Source organism: Marinicella meishanensis (genome assembly GCF_019931145.1).
In the GTDB taxonomy this organism is placed as follows: domain Bacteria; phylum Pseudomonadota; class Gammaproteobacteria; order Xanthomonadales; family Marinicellaceae; genus Marinicella; species Marinicella meishanensis.
On the sequence record NZ_JAIOUV010000005.1, the window covers coordinates 1 to 18,104 of the forward strand.

Genomic DNA, 18,104 nt, shown 5'->3' on the forward strand with positions numbered 1-18,104 from the left:
CGTTCTTTCACCTCGGGGGCGTAACGGATTCGTGTATTCATAGACTAATTCTCTCAAACTATTTAGTCTCCGACAAACCCGGGGCGATTCAAGATGGGATTGTTAAATGATTTTTTATCATACTCATAACCTGTTAAAGTAATTAAGTGTCCAGCAGAATAATCCCAATTACTATTCTTGTCTTTCTTTAGAACGTCAACTCCTAATAAAACTGGTTCTCTTTTTCGACTCTGGTACCCATAAACGATACTTTTGAGTATTTGAATTGATTCGGAAACCCTAAACTCTTCATATGTTAAATCAAATGCTTTGATTGCATTTTGAATTAAGTAAGGAGTTAACCCATGGGCTCCTGTTAACCTGTACTCTCCAACATGCCCTTTAGACTCAGCCAGTTTTGTAATTTCTGATGGAGAGGGAGCTTGAGTGCGGCTTGTAGCCTTCACTCCATAAAAAAAGCTCCATAATGCACTAGATGCGCAAGCCGCGATCGCTGTATCTTGTTCCTGAAATGGTAAAGATTTCTTGATAACCAACTCTTTACCAAATAAGTTTACCTTGATAGGTATGGTTACCAAAAAATTTCTTTTAACATTGAGCTTTTTATTAGATGCATCCTTTGCTGTTTTATCCGACTTATAAACTCTCAAACATGTCCTACCAACAATTGAGTTCAATAAAGGTTTTATTACAACAAAACCGAGATAGCCTTCCTTGAAAGAAGAATTTGTAATTTTGTCAGACAGACCTCGTAAAAAATTAATAAAGTCTATCCTAAAAAAAATTTCGTTACTAGATGAATCTATCAGAGCATTTTTATCGAAAAAATGAATCCGGGTACACATTTTTCCCAGGTCTGAAAAACTTCTTACATGATAGTTTGCATAATCTTCTAAGAAGTGTCTATCTATGTACTCAGATTCAACAATCACAGTTCTGGCCTTTTCTCTTTCAAGGTAGCCAATCAAGTAATTAATTTGAATATTGTTGTAGAGTTGATTTAAATTGGTGTTTTCATCACCAAGGATGTTTCTAAGTATTCTTACAAACAGTTCACTGGAAAATTCACAAACTTGCAGCCGCTGATTAGAAGTAAGCTCACTTTCCATATGGTTGCTTGTGTGCTGTTAGCCAAATCACCTAGAGTTGCTGAAACAGAATACTCTTTCTTTATCTGTTCGCTTAAGTCTCATGTCTAAATTTCGTTTCTGCAGCTTGGCAGATAAGGCAGATAATTTTTCATTCAAGCCTTCTGAAAAGTCATCTTTCTGATTTTGTTCTCTTTTAGCCATGAGTCACATATAGCCGTCTAAACAGCTGATTTTTAGAAAGTAGAGGATTTTACTTCTATAAAGGCCCATTGTCAAATCATAAAAAATATGATAGGGATGTGGCAGTATATTAATTTTTATCTGTCATCTTAGAGGTTTTTTTATTAGAAATAATTTATGAAATATAGGGATAGTGTTCAAGCGAAATTTGCAATCACCACTTAATTAGTCAGATCAGCTGTATTATGGTCGGCGATTTAGAGTTTTGATGTTATCGATGCCATTACCAGAGAAATGGTTGCTCTACTTGTGGTTTAGATATACAGAATTTACTTCGATAGCCATGTTCTTTTGATAGCAATAAAGTAGTGTCAATTTTGGACTTATTCAAACAGGAAAACCTACTCAGAATGCATCTATCAAAAGCCTCACTGGTAAGTAGAAAATCTAAATTGGTACAAATCAATCGAGAAATTTAGCAGGTAGAGTAAACACTACAACAATATCATACCTCACAATTCATTTGGCTTTATGACTCCAGTGGCTTTTTCTTATCTGGAAACACAAAATGAACTTTTCTCATCCAAGTGTAATATTGTGCTTGTTGAAAAACCGGCAGCTACAAATTATCTGCTTGAAATTGATTCTAAATTTAGAATTGGACATACTGGTTATCAAATCAAAAAAATTGCTGAAAAAATAAATTCTTATAGCAACAAAAATTTCACCTAAATATTTTTTACACTTTTTGGCTGAATGTAAAATCAAGCTACTCAAGAAACAAACCCATTTCAAATTGGAATTTATTTATTCAAATATGTTGCTGTTTTATGAACATTACTATAATCTATAATGTACCAAATAGTTATCATAATTTACACACAAACTTGCCTAATGCTAATTCTATAGCCAAAAGAATCACCACTCGAATCACACATTAATTTATGTCATGCAGTTGCTAGAATCGATTTTTTTAAAGCTTGTTGCAATTAGTTACATGGCTTTAGTTGTTCAACTTGAGAAAAGATGATGATCGATATTTCTAGAATAGCACTAATACTGACTGCAATAATAAGCACATCAAGCTGCGGGAATTCTAAAGGTAAAACCAAGCCCAATACAGCTGAAACAATTTCTTACAACCTACCTTTAACTAAAGCAAAAATCGAAACAATTCTAACTTTACGAGACTGCACAAGTGAGCCAAAAGCAAGCGCTAGTGTATCTATTTTCCCAATAGCAACTGCAGATCTTGACAATAAGCTAGAACTTTCAGGAGAAAACCTCTCATCATTCTTTAAAAAGAAAAGTTTATCAATTGAGTTACATCCGCATGGATCAATCAAGACAATTAATGCAACATCTACAGATGCTACAGCTGAAATAATAGGAGGGTTTATTAAACTGTTAACTACCACTGCGGGGGATTCGACCGGAACTAAGCTTACGGTATGTAATAAAGAAACTAATGATGCATTAGAAACTAGAGGGAAAATTAAATCTAGAATAGATACATTAAGAGGTACTATTTCTTCAGACAAAGACCCATCTACTGTTTTAGAACAAATTAATGCACTCGTTAAAGAGATTTCCTACTTAGATACCGGTATTCTACAAATCAAATTAGAAAAAGAAATAGGCTTTGCTAAAGAGGTAAATGGAGATCCAATTAAAGGAGGTTTGATAAAGTGGAATAGAAATTCTTTTAACAAATGGCTTAAAGAGGATAGTCAAGCAAATCCTGGAATCGTTGACTCATTCATGCTTGCTTACTGCGTATATAAACAAATTGACAAAGGCAATACATCGTGTACTTTAGCTGAAGCTACAGTTCATGCAAAAAAGCAGCCTGAACTGATTAAGCCACCTGCATGTAAAGATAAGAATAATTGCTCAAATACTGTTGTCTTCCGAGACCCTGTACCTGGCAGGTTGGTTGTCGTAACAGGATCTGATGGCGAATTCGTAAGAAGAGATGGTAAAAAAGTTAATATTGAAACTAAACTTGCACAAAAAGACTTACACATTAGCCAATGGGGCCAATACACATTTTTGCCATTATCAGTTGGATTTGGTCAAAGCAAAAATGTTAGTCTTTCTTTGGATCCATTCGGCAAGAAAGAAAAGTTTGGTTACAGCTCTGAAGCAAGGGGCTCAGGTATTGTAAAAGGCTTAAACACTATTAACGATGCAATTCAGTTAAGACAAGCAACCCTTGATGGTGAAGAGTTGAAAGAGATGCAATCCAAAGTACTTGAATTAGAAACTCAACAAAAACTAAATAAACTGGAAAACTGTCGCGCAATTCTAGAGAATGGTGGATTTGTTTGCCCTGACGAATAATTACTATAATGGCAAATTTAGATCTTAAGCAAATTAATTCGATAGGCACACCAAAAAATCACACTGTAAATATGCCATTTGTCGGCATTCGAAATGTTGCGTGTTATGAGCAAAATGGAGTTTCACGAATTGAGGGAGATATTGTAATTCCCTCAAGTTACAAACTGTCAATGATAGATCGCATAAGAGACTTTTTTCATTTAGGTCATACTATTGAACCTTCAAATGAAAATTTCTTATGGCCAAATGGCGTCATACCATACGTTGCTTTTCAGCGGGTTAATGAACTTGTCCAAGCAGCAATTGAGCACTGGACGAACTTCACTCCTTTCGAGTTTAAAACTTATGAAGGAGAGTCAGATTATATTTCATTTGAACCCAATTCATTCAATGATTCTCTTGTTGGAAGACATGGCGGCAAGCAAGTAGTTAATATCATTCCAACAACATCTGTTGGCTGGGTTGTTCATGAAATCGGCCATGTAATAGGTTTATGGCATGAGCATAGCAGACCTGATCAAGAGGATAACATTGAAATTTTGTGGGACAATATAAGTGCTAATGACTACAACCAATTCAGACCCATTCTTACAAATAATCAAGTTGTTGGTCCATACGACTATTCCTCAATTATGCACTATCCTGACACAGCTTTCTCTGAAAATGGCCAACTTACAATTCGAAGGAAAGACGGAGGTCACCTTGGGCCTAGAAATGGACTATCTCCTGGAGATTTACTCTCATGCAGGCACTTGTACCCTGACATAGGATGGTGAAAATATTTTCCTCAACATTCATCATATTTAGCTGAACAGATTTTATTAAATATAAATTCCGTAAATTCAATAAAACTATTAAATGTAAGTCATGCTAACATCAATAGAAAATATTATTGTATTTTATACATTATTATTTTGCATAATATGATAAATTTATTATTTATCATAAGATTAATCATGCTCTAAAGAAGCAATTTATTGCCAACAAATAGATACTATAAGTATTAGTGTTGATTTTATCTTTCATAATAATGAATTGGAGTGATGGAGAGTTGGATATGTCAAAACATTCTTTTTCTGTTCATAAATTAGACCCTAGATTAAGAGTAATAAAAAACGGAAGTGACCTAGTAAATAATTGCCGCTCAAAATTATCTACCCAAGTCGCATCTGGGTCTCAAACCTCATTTAAATTTACACCATTAGAAGATGGCCTTGATATTGCGTCTGTTCAAACTGCATCATCAATGCTTTCATCCAAAAGCATAATTAAGCACAGAAAAAAAACTAAGTCTGTCTTAAGGAAAAGAAAAAAATTGGAAGAGAGCCTTGCCCCTGATTCTTCATTTGTAAATGTAATGATTGATGTATTCAATAATGAATCAAATGATTCAAAATCATTCGATGATTCAATTAATCGAATTATTCAACAATGTGATAAAGCGTTAGATGGACGAACAACACCAATCGGAGCTAGCAAACCATTTGTTAGAGGGAATCAAGTTGTTGCTACTGTTCCAATTTCTTTTTTAAAAACGTTATCGCAGAACCCTGATGTTTCTTTTGTTAGTTTAAGCGAATCAATTAAACTTGAATTACCTCAACCACGAAATGGAATCAATCCCACAAATCGAAGAATAAATAAATCAAACATTCACAATAATGGAAAAGACATTATTATTGGAATCATCGATGTTGGCGGATATGACTTTTCTCACCCCGACTTTTTAGATGATTCAGGCAAAACTAGATTTTCAAGTATATGGGACCAAGGAGGAAACTTTAGACCTCCCCCAAAAGGTTTTCAATATGGAAGCGAGTTTACTGAAGAGCATTTGAATGCTGCTTTAAAAGAACAAAATACTGGCAATGGAATACCTGCTGTCATTTTAGAAAAACAATCTCAACAAACGACTTCTTCACATGCAACACATGTCGCAAGTATTGCAGCTGGAAACAAAGGTATATGTTCTAAGGCAGAAATCATTGGTGTGTTGATTGATGTCCCACAACCACAAGATACATACGAGAGAAGGAGGCAAACCTTTTCAGACACCAGTCGTATAATTCACGCAGTTGATTATATGTTAAAAATTGCTGATGAAAAGAAAAAACAAATTTCAATCAATATAAGTTTAGGAACTAATGGTGGTGCACACGACGGATTAAGTGGAACAAATCGTTGGTTTGACAATGCATTATCAGTACCAGGCCGATCAATAACAATGGCGGCTGGAAATTCAGGCCAAGACAAGCCTGAGTATGAAGATGATACAACGTGGATAATGGGTCGTATTCACACAAATGGAAAAATTGCTTCAAGAGGATTAAGTAAAGAACTTGAATGGGTCGTTGTTGGTAATGGAATAGAGGACCTTTCTGAGAATGAACTGGAAATTTGGTACAACTCACAAGATAGGTTTATTGTCGAATTATTACCCCCAGGGGAAAGCAAGTGGATCAGCGCTAAACCTCAAGAGTTCGTAGAAAACAAACGCTTGAAAGATGGAACCAATATTTCAATCTATAATGAACTGTATCACCCTACTAATGGTGAAAACTATATATCAATATATTTATCTCCAAATCTCGAACCAAGTGAAATTAGGGGTATTAGGTCAGGTATTTGGCGTGTTCGGCTAGTTGGTGAAGAAATCAGAAACGGACAGTACCATTGTTGGATCGAAAGAGATGACCCCCATGAGTTTGGAATCTACCAAGGAAAAAGGCTTTTTAGATTCCCTTCATTTTTCTCTTTAAACTCAAATGTTGATTCTCACTCAATATCATCTTTGGCTTGCGGACGCTCTACTATCGCTGTATCAAACTATGATCAGAATAAGAGTAAAGTAAACTCAACAAGTAGCCAGGGACCAACCCGTGACGGTCGACAAAAACCAGATATTGCAGCACCAGGTACCGATATAATTGCTGCAAATGGTTTTGCTCAAGATGGAAAAAAATGGGTTTCAATGTCAGGGACAAGCATGGCAAGCCCATATGTAACCGGAGTTATTGGCCTCATGATGAACTCAGCTAAAGGGCCGATCAATTCTATTCAATGCCTTGGAATACTACAAAGAACCTCTAGACCTCTTCCTGGTAGTACCTATGAGTGGAAAAATGATACTGGCTTTGGGTGTATTGACCCTGAAGAAGCAATCAAACAAGCAGAGTATTTTTCCCGAAGAATAGAAAAAACTTGAGACAAGCTATGAAAATCAGAATTTTTCAATCCGATCATGGTGATTGCCTATTGCTTCAAAATGAAGGACACAATATTCTCTGTGATGGTGGTTTATACTCAAGTATGAAAAGTCATGTTCGTAAACCATTAAAGAAGCTTGTAGAAGATAATGGAGGTTTACTTGATGCTATTTATGTATCTCATCTTGACCAAGATCACATTTCAGGAATCCTACAGTTAATGAGAGATGCAGTAGACTGGAAGGTGTTTGATTATCATAGGAACAATGGCGACATGGATGTTATCGAACCTGGCTTTATTCGTCCACCAAAAATTGGAATGTTATGGCACAATTCTTTCAGGGATCAAGTTGGAAAGAATGTCGGTGAAATTGGAGACATATTAGCAGCTGCAGCACCGGTCTTAATTAGCACTGGTGTAAAAGAATTTATTGAAGAAGCCCATGAAATTGGTAATGTGGCATCATCAATCAGAGAAGCTCTAGAGGTATCAAGTTACACGAAACCAGAGTTTTTAGATATAAAAACTAATATTCTGCCAGGGCACAATGGACCTGGTAAGTTATTGTTCAGAAAAGGAAATGGTACTAAGTTTTCAATTGGGTCAATGAACTTCACAATTGTTGGACCTTCAAAAGAAGCTCTAAATGACTTACGCGATGGATGGAATAATTGGCTAGAAAAAAGCGAAGGAATAAGGGGAACAAAAGCGATCAAAAAGAAAGTAAAAAAACAACTAGAACGATTTGCTTCTGGACAAACAAACCAATCACCTTTTGATTTATACAACTGGAATGGTATCAGTTCATTTAGAGGAGTAACCGCTCCAAATGTAGCATCACTAGTTTTAATGGTAGAAGAAAATGGAAAACTCATTTTATTGACTGGCGATGCTCAACAAGATAAATTACTTGAAGACCTTGAGGCAACAGGATACTTGTCGGAAGGCTATTGTCATCTTGATGTTCTTAAAGTTGCTCACCATGGTTCAGAACATAATACTGATGAAAATTTCGTAAAGTTAATCTCAGCTGAAAATTATGTTTTTTGTGGGAATGGTGCAAATGGAAATCCTGAACCTAAAGTGCTTGAATACATATACAATTCTCGACTAGGCTCAAATAGAAAGCGCGCTTTATCTCCTCAAGCAAAAGACAGGCCATTTACTTTCTGGTTTTCCACTAATTCAGAGGCGTTACCTCATGATAGCGAAGAACGTAAAAATTTTGAGGAAACAGAAAAAATTGTTAAGGATATGGCTAAAAATAGTAATGGGTTAATGAAAGCAAACTTTGTTCGAAGAGAATACAGAACAATTGATATTTAACTAATGGTTTCACGAGCAAATCAGTCTAGTATTGTTAGCAATATCATGCTTAAAATTTTATTTCTAAACTTTGGAATGTAATGCAATAAAAAGTACAGCGTAGAACGTTCCACTATGTTGCCAACGCCAGTTACTAAATCAGTGTTAAATTTTTTTCAAGTAACTTCTGGAAATCTTTTGGGCTCTATTAATGGAATGATAAATGTATACATTGGCAATATTAGAGATGCAATTACCGGGCTATACCAATCATAGAGTCTAAATGGCCCTTCCAATGTAAAAGCCCATATAAAAAATGCAATTGATGAAATTACTAACTGTGATGTTTTGTTAATACCAGCTACACGTTTTAGATACAAAAAAGTTCCTAATAGACAAAATACAAATACAGACCAAAGAGCTATCTTACTTGTTTTCAAGTCTGTTGACATGATGATGTTTGTTAGACTGACATAGAGAATTATGACTTCACCTGGAATATACTTGAGCAGCTTTGTCGTATAGTTATCTGCACCTTTATCAATCTTTGATTGGATATCTTTAATTTCTTGATTTGCAGAAACAATCTTTTCATTAATTTCTTTTTGATTTTTTGACCCATAAGCATAGTCCAACTCTTCTAACTGAGTAGCTCCATTAATTTTATTATCTAACTTATTTTTTAGCTTTTCGATTTGTTTTTCAGAAACTATTTCTCGCATAATAACTCCGAATATATGGGTATCAGTTAAATTTCAGCTATCATAAATATGATTCATGTTTAGAGATTATAGCCGTTTCAAAAGTAATTATTTATATCAATTTGAACAAAATGTACAAATTCAATGTGGGCAATAATAAAAAATATCCCTTTAAATCCAGCATTCGGTACTGATATTTTTAATTTGCTTTTTGAATTTAACTTTGGCTAGAAAAAAATTACTGCATTCGATTACTCCTAAGGTGATCCTTCTGGCTTTAGGTATTTCTTGGTTTAATCATTCATAACAAGCACCTCCAAAAATTACATGATAAATCTATGGTTTGGTATTTATTTCCAACAATCAAGGGACCTAATACTGATCAAATTATGTTAATACTATGATTAGTCCATCAATCAGGAATATACATGCTTTACAGGACAATAGAATATTCTCACAGGTAAATAAGAGTTTTCGTGGGTAACGTAATAGATTTTTATCAACAAAAGTCAAATTATTGAATTACATTTAATCGTCTATTTGCAATATCTGATATATATTTGCATCTTCTTTTGAAAATGACAGAACTTCACCCCTTTTTTATTTCATCGACTATATAACTGACGACCTCTAATCCAAATAAATCCACAAAGAAGCTAATAAAAAAGGTACACAGCTCAAAATTTTGCTCACGTTCAGAATTGGCAAATAACCTAGAGTAAAAAGCTCTTGTTTCTTTATCGATTAGACCAAATTGTTTAATTAATTTAATTTTCTGGTCTCGAGTTCTTACTAGGTCAAATTTCTCAGCAAAATTCAGAAGAAATAATCTAAGCAACCTCTCATAATAGAATGTTGACTTAACATCTTTAAAATTTGTAAGTATGTTGTTGTTAACGAAATCATCTTCTGTCCATTTGTAACAAAATCTTGATTTGAGAAGGAGATACATTCTAAGAAAGCTGAAATTCGAATTTGATATAACCGATTGAGTCATGATTGTTTCTCTAAACTCATTCATAATTAGTTTTTTGCAAAGGAAATGGCTTTCCATTTCAGCTTTTAAGATCAAGAGGATTAAGCCATCAAGTTGATCAGAAGCTTCAAGTAATCGGAGTTTTGAGATCTTTAAAGGAAGATTTTTCAGTGAAACATAAAACATGTTATTTGTAGGATTATTGTCCATAAGTATTCTGTGTATTTCTGACCCTGGCATTTCACTTAATATCTTGTCGAAATCGGAATCATGAGAAAAGTCTCCTGTAAGCGCCTCCCAAAAAATCATCTTGGCCCATTTTTCTGTTCCTGGGAAAAATATTTCAGCTACTTTTACATTTCTCCTCTTAGGGCTCCGGATTCCCTCTGAATAGTTTCTCCAATCTCTCGGAATTTTGGTTCCACCACCAGGGTTTTTATAAACTTTATCAGGAGCTAAAAAGAGTTGTAACTCATCTGGATCATCTATTCCAAGCTCGGAAGAAACGATACTTGCATATGTTTTTCTATATAGTTCTTTGATTGATGGAAGTTTTGCAAAACCTCTAACTATTTTTATTTCAACCATAGCAAACACCTAAGTGCGACTAATTCTGGCAAAACTTGTCTGTTAATTTTCATTGATGATTATTGTACATTTAAATCTATAGACAAGTTGGGTCAATCTGTGAATAAGAGTGAATATCAAAAGCTACTTGAAAATGAGTTAAAGGAGAAGTATGGGACTTTGATAAATAGCAAAGATTTATACCCTTTACTTGGTTTTCCATCACTTGCAGCCTTTAGAAAGGGTGTTCAAAGGAAAACCATTGAAATACCAATTCTTGTCTTTCCACAAAGGCAAGGAAAGTTTGCATTGGCAAAAGATGTGGCAGAGTTATTGACTAATGCTCGTTTTAAATCAGTTGGAGATGAAGAAATGAAATAGCCTTTTTAAGAAGCAAAAACGAAAAAACCCAAAGGCGGCAACCTTTAGGTTTTAACGTTAAGAAAGTATTTGTACACTGACTTTTCTTAATTATCGTACCTCCACATTGGAATGTCAAGAAATCATGCTACTTATTGTTGTCATGTGAAGGCTTCCTATTGCTTCTCAATCACCAGTTTTTTGTGTTGGTAACTGGTTAGTTTAGGAGCAGAAAATGTTTTCAATCCAAATAAAAAATGGAGGTAGAGATGCCTCAACAATATAGACAGCGTGCAGAAAGGAGAGATTTAACGCTTGATGATATTTATCGAATGTCTGAGCAAGAAGCCATTCAGTTTATCGCTAAAGCTAGGTGGGGTTCAGATACAAAAGAAGTATGTCCAAGGTGCGGAGCCTTTGATTCGCATTATTATAAGAGAACCCGCAAGCAATGGGTTTGCAAACATTGCAATCATACGTTTAGTCTTACATCGAGCACTGTATTTGCAAACAAAAAAATTTCAGCAAGAAAGCTGTTGAAATTAATTTGCATGTTCGTGATTCCTGCAAAAGGCATTTGCGCAAACGATCAAACAGGCATGTTCGGCCTGAGTCATAAATGTGTATGGTTGATATCTCAAAAGATTCGTGAGGGACTATTAAGATCGAGAGACTTGAAGCCATTAACTGGTATGGTTCATATTGATGGCGCATATTTTTGTGGCAAACGAAGGCATGGAAGAATTCGTAACTACAAACTTGCACACAAGCATTATGAGGCAATGATTGCTTCGAAAGGGAAAAACAAACCTCCTCTGAATCCAACTCAGAGACGAAACTATGCTAGAAGGATGAAGTATAGACGCGTATTACTGGTTTTCAGACAGGTAAGTCAGAAGCCAGGTGATGGGACTGACAGAACCATAGTAACTGTGGTCAAAGCTGAGGATGAGAACAGTGTTCGAAAACATGTTGAAAGGTTTGTTGAGCCAGGAAGTACAGTTTGGACGGATGACCACAGTTCGTATAACTTTTTGTCCGAAGAGTATGATCACAGTACTGTTGAACACTCAAAAGAATTCATGACAGTGGATGGCATTCATAATAATCATGCGGAATCCTTTTTCTCAAGGGTCAGACGTTCGGAATTGGGTGTTTTCCATGGTATGCGCACCAAATACTTGATGGACTATGCCAATGACATGGCATGGCGTGATGACATGAGAAGAAAGTCTATCAAAGAATTGATGACTACATTGATTTGCAAAGTGATGTCAGTAGGAAACTCAATTTGGTGGTCTGGTTACCAGCAAGGATTTAACAGAAGCGGCGAGCTTCTAGATTATTAATCTATATTTGCGAAATGGGCCTTTGTAACCTTTAGGTAATCTTTCTAAAACACCTTGGTTACAAAGGTTCTTCACACGATATCGTACTGAATTTTTGAGCGACTCAGATGTGATGTTTTTTCTTAGTAGAATGCTTCCTTTCGCAGCGACATAGAGGCTTAACTGCGTAATCGTTGCACATTGATTATCAAATGTCTCAAAAGCCTCACAAATTAACTTAGTTAACTCACCATAGTTCAATTTAGAGCCAACTCCTTGATCTTGTTTTGGAGGAATTATCTCTGGAGAAATTTTGATTTCATGTAATGATAAAGTCCTATCGATCGATTCTAAATCCAGTTTAATCTCTTTGATTTTGTTCTTACACCACCGATCATAAATTAGTTGTTCGTTCTGAAGTCGATTCAATTCTCCATGTTTCTCTGAACGTTTCTTAACAAGCCATTTAAGTGAGGAAGGGATACGATTTGTCATAAACAAATTGTATCAATTCCTCACATTTTAGCTATGTGCAACTGGGTAATTTTGGCGGTGGTTGAGTGAATTTTTTGCTTGTTCAGTTTTGATTCATCTGTGGCTGCAGATAATGAAAGAACTGGCAATCATAAAAAGAGGTACACATGAAACACCGAACATGCACCATACCCATCTTGCTGTTGTTTATGGCAGCTGCCCAGGCCGCAGAAATGCGTTTTGATCAACATGGTAATATGTTGTTGCCCGACCACACGTATCTGACCCAGGGCTTGAAAGACCATCGGCAAGGCTATCCCAATGATGCCATGCGAAATTTAAAAAAAGCCGCCAAGTTCGGCAACCCCTATGCGCAATCAGCCATTGCTTACATCCACCTGCAACAAAAAGAGCATCAGCTGGCGTTGGCTTGGTTTCAGTTGGTGGATTTGAAAATGATCGATAAAGACCAAGCCATCATTGAACTGATGGATGCATTACAAAAGCATTTGTCCGCCGCTGAGTTGCAAGCAGTCGATCGCTTGTATCAGGCATTGAAATTGGAATATGGCAAATCTGCGGCTCTTGAACATCGCATTGCCTGGCAAAACGGCATTGCCATTGGCGGCACCAAATTGAAGGGTAAGGTGCCTGGCAGGGTGAAAATTTACCCATCTGCCCGCATCGAGAAAAAAGGCATGGAAACAGAAATCTTTGTTTCTGGTACGGTGGTATCCGGTGAATCAGTGCGCTTGCAGATGGATGAATTCGTGTTTGAATACGAATTGCGTTTCACCGAAGGCCGGGTGCGCATGGGCGAGCTGGAATTGCTGGAAGAAGAAGCCCAAATTTAGCGGGAACCAATGCCCCCAAGCCGTGACTAAAAGCACTGTGATTCAAAAACTGGAATTGATATAACAATTAAACTGATTTTAAGGAGACCTCAGATGAAAAAATTCACCCTCTTGTTGCTGTTCGTTGCCACCGTTGGTATGGCCAAAGATTATGGTTTGCATTTTGATGATCGCGGCAACATCATCAAACCCGATCAGCATTATTTGTGGAAAGGCATTGACGATGAAAAGGACGGCTTCCGTCAGTCCGCTTTCAAAAACTTCAAGAAAGCCGCGGAGTTTGGGAATTTTCATGCCATGTCGTTGGTGGCATTGTATTACATGCAAGACCAAGACTACCTTCAGGCCCATGCCTGGTTCAATTTGATTGATTTGGCGAAAATACCCAACCGGGCTTACATTGAAGAGATTGTTGGCAACCTGGAGCAGATCATGTCCAAGGATCAGTTGAAAAATGCCCAAGAGATGAAGGGCACCTTGGCCGAGACTTATGGGGCCTATCCCACCTTGTTGCGACGAGAGGAATGGAAAAAGAACATGAAGTTCACCGGCACCCACATCAAAGGTTACATTCCCAACTTCCTACGCATTCAGTTGAATTCAGGAGCGGTCGTGACCGGCAGTGATTTGAAAGAACAGATGGAAAAATTCATCTACGAATATGAATTCAGCTTTGGCCAAGGTGAAGTGACCTTGGATGAAATCGAACTGATTGAAGTGGATGAAGACGCTGCAAAAGGCGCTGACGACAACGAGCCATGAAGACGCCGTGACTGCGGTCTGAAAACAGGCAGCCATACAGGGCCAACCCCAGTCGGGTTGGCTCTTTTTTTGTGCGGACTTTATTCGGTCAGCAGGTGTTTGGCTTCGTCAATGTAGGCTTTGCGCTTGAACAGGATTTGCAGTTGTCCGCCGCCCACCTGTTTCCACAACACCGCAGCGCGAATACCGGCCAATAAGATGGCTCGAATTTTTTCGGTGATGGCTTGGTCTTTCAAGTGAAACGGCTGCCCAGCGACGATCACGCGGGGTTGCATTTGGCTGATGGTTTGTGAGTAGATTTGGGCCAGTTTGGCGACCACCGATTTGTTGAAAGGCTCCTCGGTGGTTTTTAGGACCTGTGAATCATTCAAGCCCTTTTCAATCACGGACAACATGTCAGGACGGTGTTGCAGCTTACTGGCCAAAGACAGCAGGGTGATGGTGTATTTCATCACGTTGATGTAGTGGTTGTCTTTGTTGAAAGATTTGATCAAGGTGTTCAGTCCCAAAGCCAAGCCGGACATGTTTCGGTCAAACACCTCTTCGGTGCTGTCCACATTGAATCGGTACAGGCTGGCCAGGCTGGTTTCCCAGCTTTGGGGGTCGCGCACAGCGCCAGAATTGGCCAGTTCATGGGCCATGGTGGCGGCTTGGTATACGGCTGATAAAGCTATGGTTTGGTCTCTCATGCTACTTTTTCTTGATGTTGTTTCAGTTCACAGGTGGGGGTCAACAGGGTGGATGACTCAATCACCGCGCCACCCAGGCACACATCGCCATCGTAAAACACCACCGACTGGCCCGGGGTGATGGCCCGTTGTGGTTGCTCGAATTTGACTTGGACGCTGGACTCATTCAGGGCGGTGACGGTGCAGGCCTGATCTGCTTGTCGGTATCTGATTTTGGCATGGCAGTGCAACGGCCACGCGGGCGCTTGCCCGGCGATCCAAGTGACCTGTTTGGCCACCAATTGATCATCTTCCATCAAAGCCAAATGGTTGCTTTGGCCGACCACCAGTTCATTTTTTTGATGCGCTTTGGCAATCACAAACCACGGTTCTGGCAAGCCGTCTTTGACCCCGCCTATACCCAAACCTTGGCGTTGGCCGATGGTGTAGTACATCAGGCCATTGTGTTGTCCAACCACCTGAGCTTCTGGGGTGACGATGGCTCCGGGATTGGGTTTTAAATAGGTCGACAGGAAATCCTGAAAGCGTTTCTCACCGATGAAGCAGATGCCGGTTGAGTCCTTTTTGTCGTACACATTCAGGCCCAGTGATTCGGCCATTTTTCTGACTTGGGGTTTCTCGATTTCACCCACTGGAAACAAGCTTCTGGACAATTGGTATTGGTTGATGGCATACAAAAAATAACTTTGGTCCTTGTTGGGATCCACCCCTTTGAGCAGTTGGTACTGGCCATGGCTCTCACCGCGCCGCACATAGTGACCCGTGGCCATCATGTCGGCCCCCAAGTCATCGGCGTGGTCCAAAAATGTTTTGAATTTGATTTCGCGGTTGCACAAGATGTCGGGATTCGGGGTACGGCCTTGCTGGTATTCGTGCAGGAACTCTTCAAACACATGATCCCAGTATTCAGTGGCAAAGTTGCGGCGATGTAAACGGATCCCCAGCTGGTCGCAAACCGCTTGGGCGTCTTTGACATCCTCGTCAGCCGTACAGACTTCCTGGGTGTCGTCTTCTTCCCAGTTTTTCATGAACATGCCTTCCACAGTCAATCCTTGTTGTTGCAACAGGGCGGCACTGACTGAAGAGTCAACGCCACCAGACATTCCGGTGATAACTTTCATAAAGGGTCTGAATTAATCGTAATAACTGAACACATCGGTGCTGGTTTGCTTACCGCTGATATGGAGGTCGATGTGATGTAAAACAAGGGGAGATCTGAGCCGATCGGCGTTTTCGGCCACTTCTTCTCGGGTCATCCACTGGGCACAGATGATGCCTTCATCCAACCGCTGATCAGGATCAAAATGCAAGGCCGTGCCGGCAAAGCAAGAACGCAAATAGTGGTTGCGGCTGTTGGGGCTGGTCCATTGGGAAAATTCGATCAAATGATCAATGCACACCTGCCAGCCGGTTTCCTCTTTGGTTTCGCGCACCGCCGCATCAACCAAGGTTTCACCCGGTTCCAAGTGGCCAGCCGGTTGATTGAGGATGCGTTGGCCATAAATGTCCTCTTCCACCATCAGGAACTTACCGTTTTTTTCGACCACGGTGGCCACGGTGACCCTGGGTAACCACTCCCGCATCATGCAGTCTTTCCTTTCCATTGCAGGCCCAGATACATGGTTATGGCCGCCAATACGATGGCCAACCACGGCGAGAAGCCAAAACTTGCCGGGATGATACCGACCACCATGGCAAAACCACCGGCATAAAAAGCATAGGGGATTTGCGTGCGGACGTGTTCAATGTGATCACAACCCGAAGCCATCGAGGACAATATGGTGGTGTCCGAGATGGGTGAACAATGGTCGCCCCATACGGCACCCGCCAACACGCTGGCTATGGTGCAGTACAAGAGGTAGAAGTAGGCCGGATCCATCACCCCTTGGGCCTCCATCATGTTCCAAGTGATGGGCACCACCAAAGGAATCAGGATGCCCATGGCGCCCCAACTGGAGCCAGTGGCAAAAGCCGTTAATGCCGCCAACAAAAAGGTCAGCAAGGGCAACCAGTGGACTGACAATGTATCGGCAATCAAGGTGGTGATGTATTGGCTGGTTTCCAATTGGTCGCAAACCGCCGACAAGGACCAAGCCAGGATCAGAATCACCATGGCCAAAATCATCGGCTTGATGCCCTTCAACCAGGCATTGACGGTTTGTTGCAAGGTCAAAATGCGTTGGACCAAACTCAAAATGGCGGCCACCAGGACCCCAGCCATGGTGCCCCATAACAAGGCTTTGTATGAATTGGCATTGCCCACCACATCACGCAAGGTTTGGTTGGGGTTGTCCGGATCCAAACCGGTGATGTACAGACCAAACAGCACCACACCGATCAAAGTCGCGAATGGCAAAATGGCATTGATGGCGCGGTGTGGTTTGTCTTCGACCGGATCAATTTCTTCGGTGGGGTGTTGAATGGTGACTTCTTGGACGGAGGTGGCATTGCGGGCTTTGACTTCGGCCTGGTACATCGGCCCGATGTCTTTGCCCGTGGCCGCCACCATGATGGTCAAAAACAAAGCCAATATGGGATAGAAACTGAAAGGAATGGTTTGCAAGAACACCCCATAGCCACCCATGTCGGTGTAGCCAACCACCTTAAGGGCGTCATCGATCAAGCCCACCTGATAGCCCACCCAAGTGGTGACCAAAGCCAGACAGGCGATGGGAGCGGCGGTGGAATCAACCAGATAGGCCAATTTTTCACGGGAGATTTTCATGCGATCGGTGACTGGACGCATGGTGTTGCCCACCACCAAAGAGTTGGCGTAGTCATCAAAAAAGATGCTCAAACCCATGCCAACGGTGGCCAGTGAGGCCCGTTTCACGGAATTGGCCCAGCGCAAGATGAGGTTGACAATGCCTTGCATGCCACCATTGCGAGAAGTGATCCCCACCATGCCGCCAATCATCAAAGAGAACAGGATGATGGAAGCGCGGTCTGCATCAGCCAGTGAATTCACTGCATAAACTTCCAGGGTGGTCAATGGCGCGGTCACCAGGCCTGACAACTCCATGCCGCCCACCACCCACACTCCGAACACCAAACCGGTGAACAGGGCCGGAATGACCTGTCTGAAAATCAGTGCAATGGCAATGGCCAACAAGGGCGGGAGCACCGCCAACCAGGTGCCGGCGTGGGCCACTTTGACCGCTTCTTTGGTGGCTTCTTGGGCAATTGACAGGCCAGATAAAGCTAGTAATATCAAAGATATATAAAGTTTATTTAATGTAAATAATCGCATAAATGTTGGTGGTTGTA

At 39.9% G+C, this 18,104-nt stretch carries 18 protein-coding genes; 9 read left to right on the forward strand and 9 right to left on the reverse strand.

What is annotated here, in order from left to right:
* Positions 1-62: 62 nt before the first annotated feature.
* Together K7G70_RS09440 and K7G70_RS09445 are read right to left on the reverse strand one after the other, a co-directional pair.
* A complete protein-coding gene (locus K7G70_RS09440) occupies positions 63-1,109 on the reverse strand; it encodes a cysteine peptidase family C39 domain-containing protein (RefSeq protein WP_223788388.1) in 1,047 nt (348 codons plus the stop codon).
* Positions 1,110-1,136: 27 nt separating this feature from the next.
* Positions 1,137-1,292: a hypothetical protein gene (locus K7G70_RS09445; protein WP_223788389.1), complete on the reverse strand. Its 156-nt coding sequence runs from the start codon at positions 1,290-1,292 to the stop codon at positions 1,137-1,139.
* Between the two features lie 510 nt (positions 1,293-1,802).
* Between K7G70_RS09445 and K7G70_RS09450 the strand changes: the two genes are divergently transcribed.
* The 5 genes from K7G70_RS09450 to K7G70_RS09470 all read left to right on the forward strand — a co-directional run bounded on the left by K7G70_RS09450 (position 1,803) and on the right by K7G70_RS09470 (position 8,147).
* The gene (locus K7G70_RS09450) at positions 1,803-2,003 is read left to right on the forward strand and encodes a hypothetical protein (RefSeq protein WP_223788390.1); all 201 of its coding nucleotides are present in this window, start codon (positions 1,803-1,805) and stop codon (positions 2,001-2,003) included.
* A 294-nt stretch (positions 2,004-2,297) separates the two neighbouring features.
* Positions 2,298-3,614: a hypothetical protein gene (locus K7G70_RS09455; protein WP_223788391.1), complete on the forward strand. Its 1,317-nt coding sequence runs from the start codon at positions 2,298-2,300 to the stop codon at positions 3,612-3,614.
* 8 nt (positions 3,615-3,622) lie between these two features.
* Complete coding sequence (locus K7G70_RS09460) at positions 3,623-4,390, forward strand: M12 family metallopeptidase (RefSeq protein WP_223788392.1); 768 nt, start codon at positions 3,623-3,625, stop codon at positions 4,388-4,390.
* Between the two features lie 254 nt (positions 4,391-4,644).
* Positions 4,645-6,819, forward strand: coding sequence for a S8 family serine peptidase (locus tag K7G70_RS09465; protein WP_223788393.1), 2,175 nt, complete (start codon positions 4,645-4,647; stop codon positions 6,817-6,819).
* Positions 6,820-6,827: 8 nt separating this feature from the next.
* Complete coding sequence (locus tag K7G70_RS09470) at positions 6,828-8,147, forward strand: ComEC/Rec2 family competence protein (protein WP_223788394.1); 1,320 nt, start codon at positions 6,828-6,830, stop codon at positions 8,145-8,147.
* 155 nt (positions 8,148-8,302) lie between these two features.
* On the opposite strand, the gene K7G70_RS09475 is transcribed toward K7G70_RS09470, so the two are convergent.
* Positions 8,303-8,848 carry a hypothetical protein gene (locus K7G70_RS09475; protein ID WP_223788395.1) on the reverse strand — a complete coding sequence of 182 codons (546 nt, stop codon included), beginning with the start codon at positions 8,846-8,848 and terminating at the stop codon, positions 8,303-8,305.
* A 568-nt stretch (positions 8,849-9,416) separates the two neighbouring features.
* Positions 9,417-10,391 carry a hypothetical protein gene (locus tag K7G70_RS09480; protein ID WP_223788396.1) on the reverse strand — a complete coding sequence of 325 codons (975 nt, stop codon included), beginning with the start codon at positions 10,389-10,391 and terminating at the stop codon, positions 9,417-9,419.
* A 99-nt stretch (positions 10,392-10,490) separates the two neighbouring features.
* Between K7G70_RS09480 and K7G70_RS09485 the strand changes: the two genes are divergently transcribed.
* Together K7G70_RS09485 and K7G70_RS09490 are read left to right on the forward strand one after the other, a co-directional pair.
* Entirely contained in the window at positions 10,491-10,751 is a 261-nt protein-coding gene (locus K7G70_RS09485; protein ID WP_223788397.1) for a hypothetical protein, read from the forward strand.
* Positions 10,752-10,999: 248 nt separating this feature from the next.
* Positions 11,000-12,079, forward strand: coding sequence for an IS1595 family transposase (locus K7G70_RS09490; protein ID WP_223788398.1), 1,080 nt, complete (start codon positions 11,000-11,002; stop codon positions 12,077-12,079).
* Here K7G70_RS09490 and K7G70_RS09495 read toward each other — a convergent pair.
* Entirely contained in the window at positions 12,068-12,553 is a 486-nt protein-coding gene (locus K7G70_RS09495; RefSeq protein WP_223788399.1) for a hypothetical protein, read from the reverse strand. The genes K7G70_RS09490 and K7G70_RS09495 overlap by 12 nt on opposite strands.
* Positions 12,554-12,699: 146 nt before the next feature.
* Here K7G70_RS09495 and K7G70_RS09500 point away from each other — a divergent pair, with 146 nt between their 5' ends.
* Both K7G70_RS09500 and K7G70_RS09505 read left to right on the forward strand, forming a co-directional pair.
* Positions 12,700-13,386, forward strand: a complete 687-nt coding sequence (locus K7G70_RS09500; RefSeq protein ID WP_223788400.1) for a tetratricopeptide repeat protein — start codon at positions 12,700-12,702, stop codon at positions 13,384-13,386.
* Positions 13,387-13,479: 93 nt separating this feature from the next.
* Positions 13,480-14,148, forward strand: coding sequence for a hypothetical protein (locus K7G70_RS09505; protein ID WP_223788401.1), 669 nt, complete (start codon positions 13,480-13,482; stop codon positions 14,146-14,148).
* An 80-nt stretch (positions 14,149-14,228) separates the two neighbouring features.
* On the opposite strand, the gene hflD is transcribed toward K7G70_RS09505, so the two are convergent.
* Genes hflD through K7G70_RS09525 form a run of 4 tightly spaced genes read right to left on the reverse strand, consistent with a single transcriptional unit; the run spans position 14,229 to position 18,051 of the window.
* A complete protein-coding gene (hflD, locus tag K7G70_RS09510; protein WP_223788402.1) occupies positions 14,229-14,837 on the reverse strand; it encodes a high frequency lysogenization protein HflD in 609 nt (202 codons plus the stop codon).
* Positions 14,834-15,958, reverse strand: a complete 1,125-nt coding sequence (gene mnmA, locus K7G70_RS09515) for a tRNA 2-thiouridine(34) synthase MnmA (protein ID WP_223788403.1) — start codon at positions 15,956-15,958, stop codon at positions 14,834-14,836. Before mnmA ends, hflD begins: the two co-directional genes overlap by 4 nt.
* Positions 15,959-15,970: 12 nt before the next feature.
* Positions 15,971-16,423, reverse strand: a complete 453-nt coding sequence (locus K7G70_RS09520) for an NUDIX hydrolase (protein ID WP_223788404.1) — start codon at positions 16,421-16,423, stop codon at positions 15,971-15,973.
* The gene (locus K7G70_RS09525; RefSeq protein WP_223788405.1) at positions 16,420-18,051 is read right to left on the reverse strand and encodes a Na+/H+ antiporter NhaC family protein; all 1,632 of its coding nucleotides are present in this window, start codon (positions 18,049-18,051) and stop codon (positions 16,420-16,422) included. Before K7G70_RS09525 ends, K7G70_RS09520 begins: the two co-directional genes overlap by 4 nt.
* Between the last annotated feature and the right edge of the window lie 53 nt (positions 18,052-18,104).

Coding starts and splice junctions, on each gene's coding strand:
- K7G70_RS09440 (WP_223788388.1), bottom strand. CDS start 1,109: ATGGAAAGTGAGCTTACTTCTAATCAGCGGCTGCAAGTTTGTGAATTT.
- K7G70_RS09445 (WP_223788389.1), bottom strand. CDS start 1,292: ATGGCTAAAAGAGAACAAAATCAGAAAGATGACTTTTCAGAAGGCTTG.
- K7G70_RS09450 (WP_223788390.1), top strand. CDS start 1,803: ATGACTCCAGTGGCTTTTTCTTATCTGGAAACACAAAATGAACTTTTC.
- K7G70_RS09455 (WP_223788391.1), top strand. CDS start 2,298: ATGATGATCGATATTTCTAGAATAGCACTAATACTGACTGCAATAATA.
- K7G70_RS09460 (WP_223788392.1), top strand. CDS start 3,623: ATGGCAAATTTAGATCTTAAGCAAATTAATTCGATAGGCACACCAAAA.
- K7G70_RS09465 (WP_223788393.1), top strand. CDS start 4,645: ATGAATTGGAGTGATGGAGAGTTGGATATGTCAAAACATTCTTTTTCT.
- K7G70_RS09470 (WP_223788394.1), top strand. CDS start 6,828: ATGAAAATCAGAATTTTTCAATCCGATCATGGTGATTGCCTATTGCTT.
- K7G70_RS09475 (WP_223788395.1), bottom strand. CDS start 8,848: ATGCGAGAAATAGTTTCTGAAAAACAAATCGAAAAGCTAAAAAATAAG.
- K7G70_RS09480 (WP_223788396.1), bottom strand. CDS start 10,391: ATGGTTGAAATAAAAATAGTTAGAGGTTTTGCAAAACTTCCATCAATC.
- K7G70_RS09490 (WP_223788398.1), top strand. CDS start 11,000: ATGCCTCAACAATATAGACAGCGTGCAGAAAGGAGAGATTTAACGCTT.
- K7G70_RS09495 (WP_223788399.1), bottom strand. CDS start 12,553: ATGACAAATCGTATCCCTTCCTCACTTAAATGGCTTGTTAAGAAACGT.
- K7G70_RS09500 (WP_223788400.1), top strand. CDS start 12,700: ATGAAACACCGAACATGCACCATACCCATCTTGCTGTTGTTTATGGCA.
- K7G70_RS09505 (WP_223788401.1), top strand. CDS start 13,480: ATGAAAAAATTCACCCTCTTGTTGCTGTTCGTTGCCACCGTTGGTATG.
- hflD (WP_223788402.1), bottom strand. CDS start 14,837: ATGAGAGACCAAACCATAGCTTTATCAGCCGTATACCAAGCCGCCACC.
- mnmA (WP_223788403.1), bottom strand. CDS start 15,958: ATGAAAGTTATCACCGGAATGTCTGGTGGCGTTGACTCTTCAGTCAGT.
- K7G70_RS09520 (WP_223788404.1), bottom strand. CDS start 16,423: ATGATGCGGGAGTGGTTACCCAGGGTCACCGTGGCCACCGTGGTCGAA.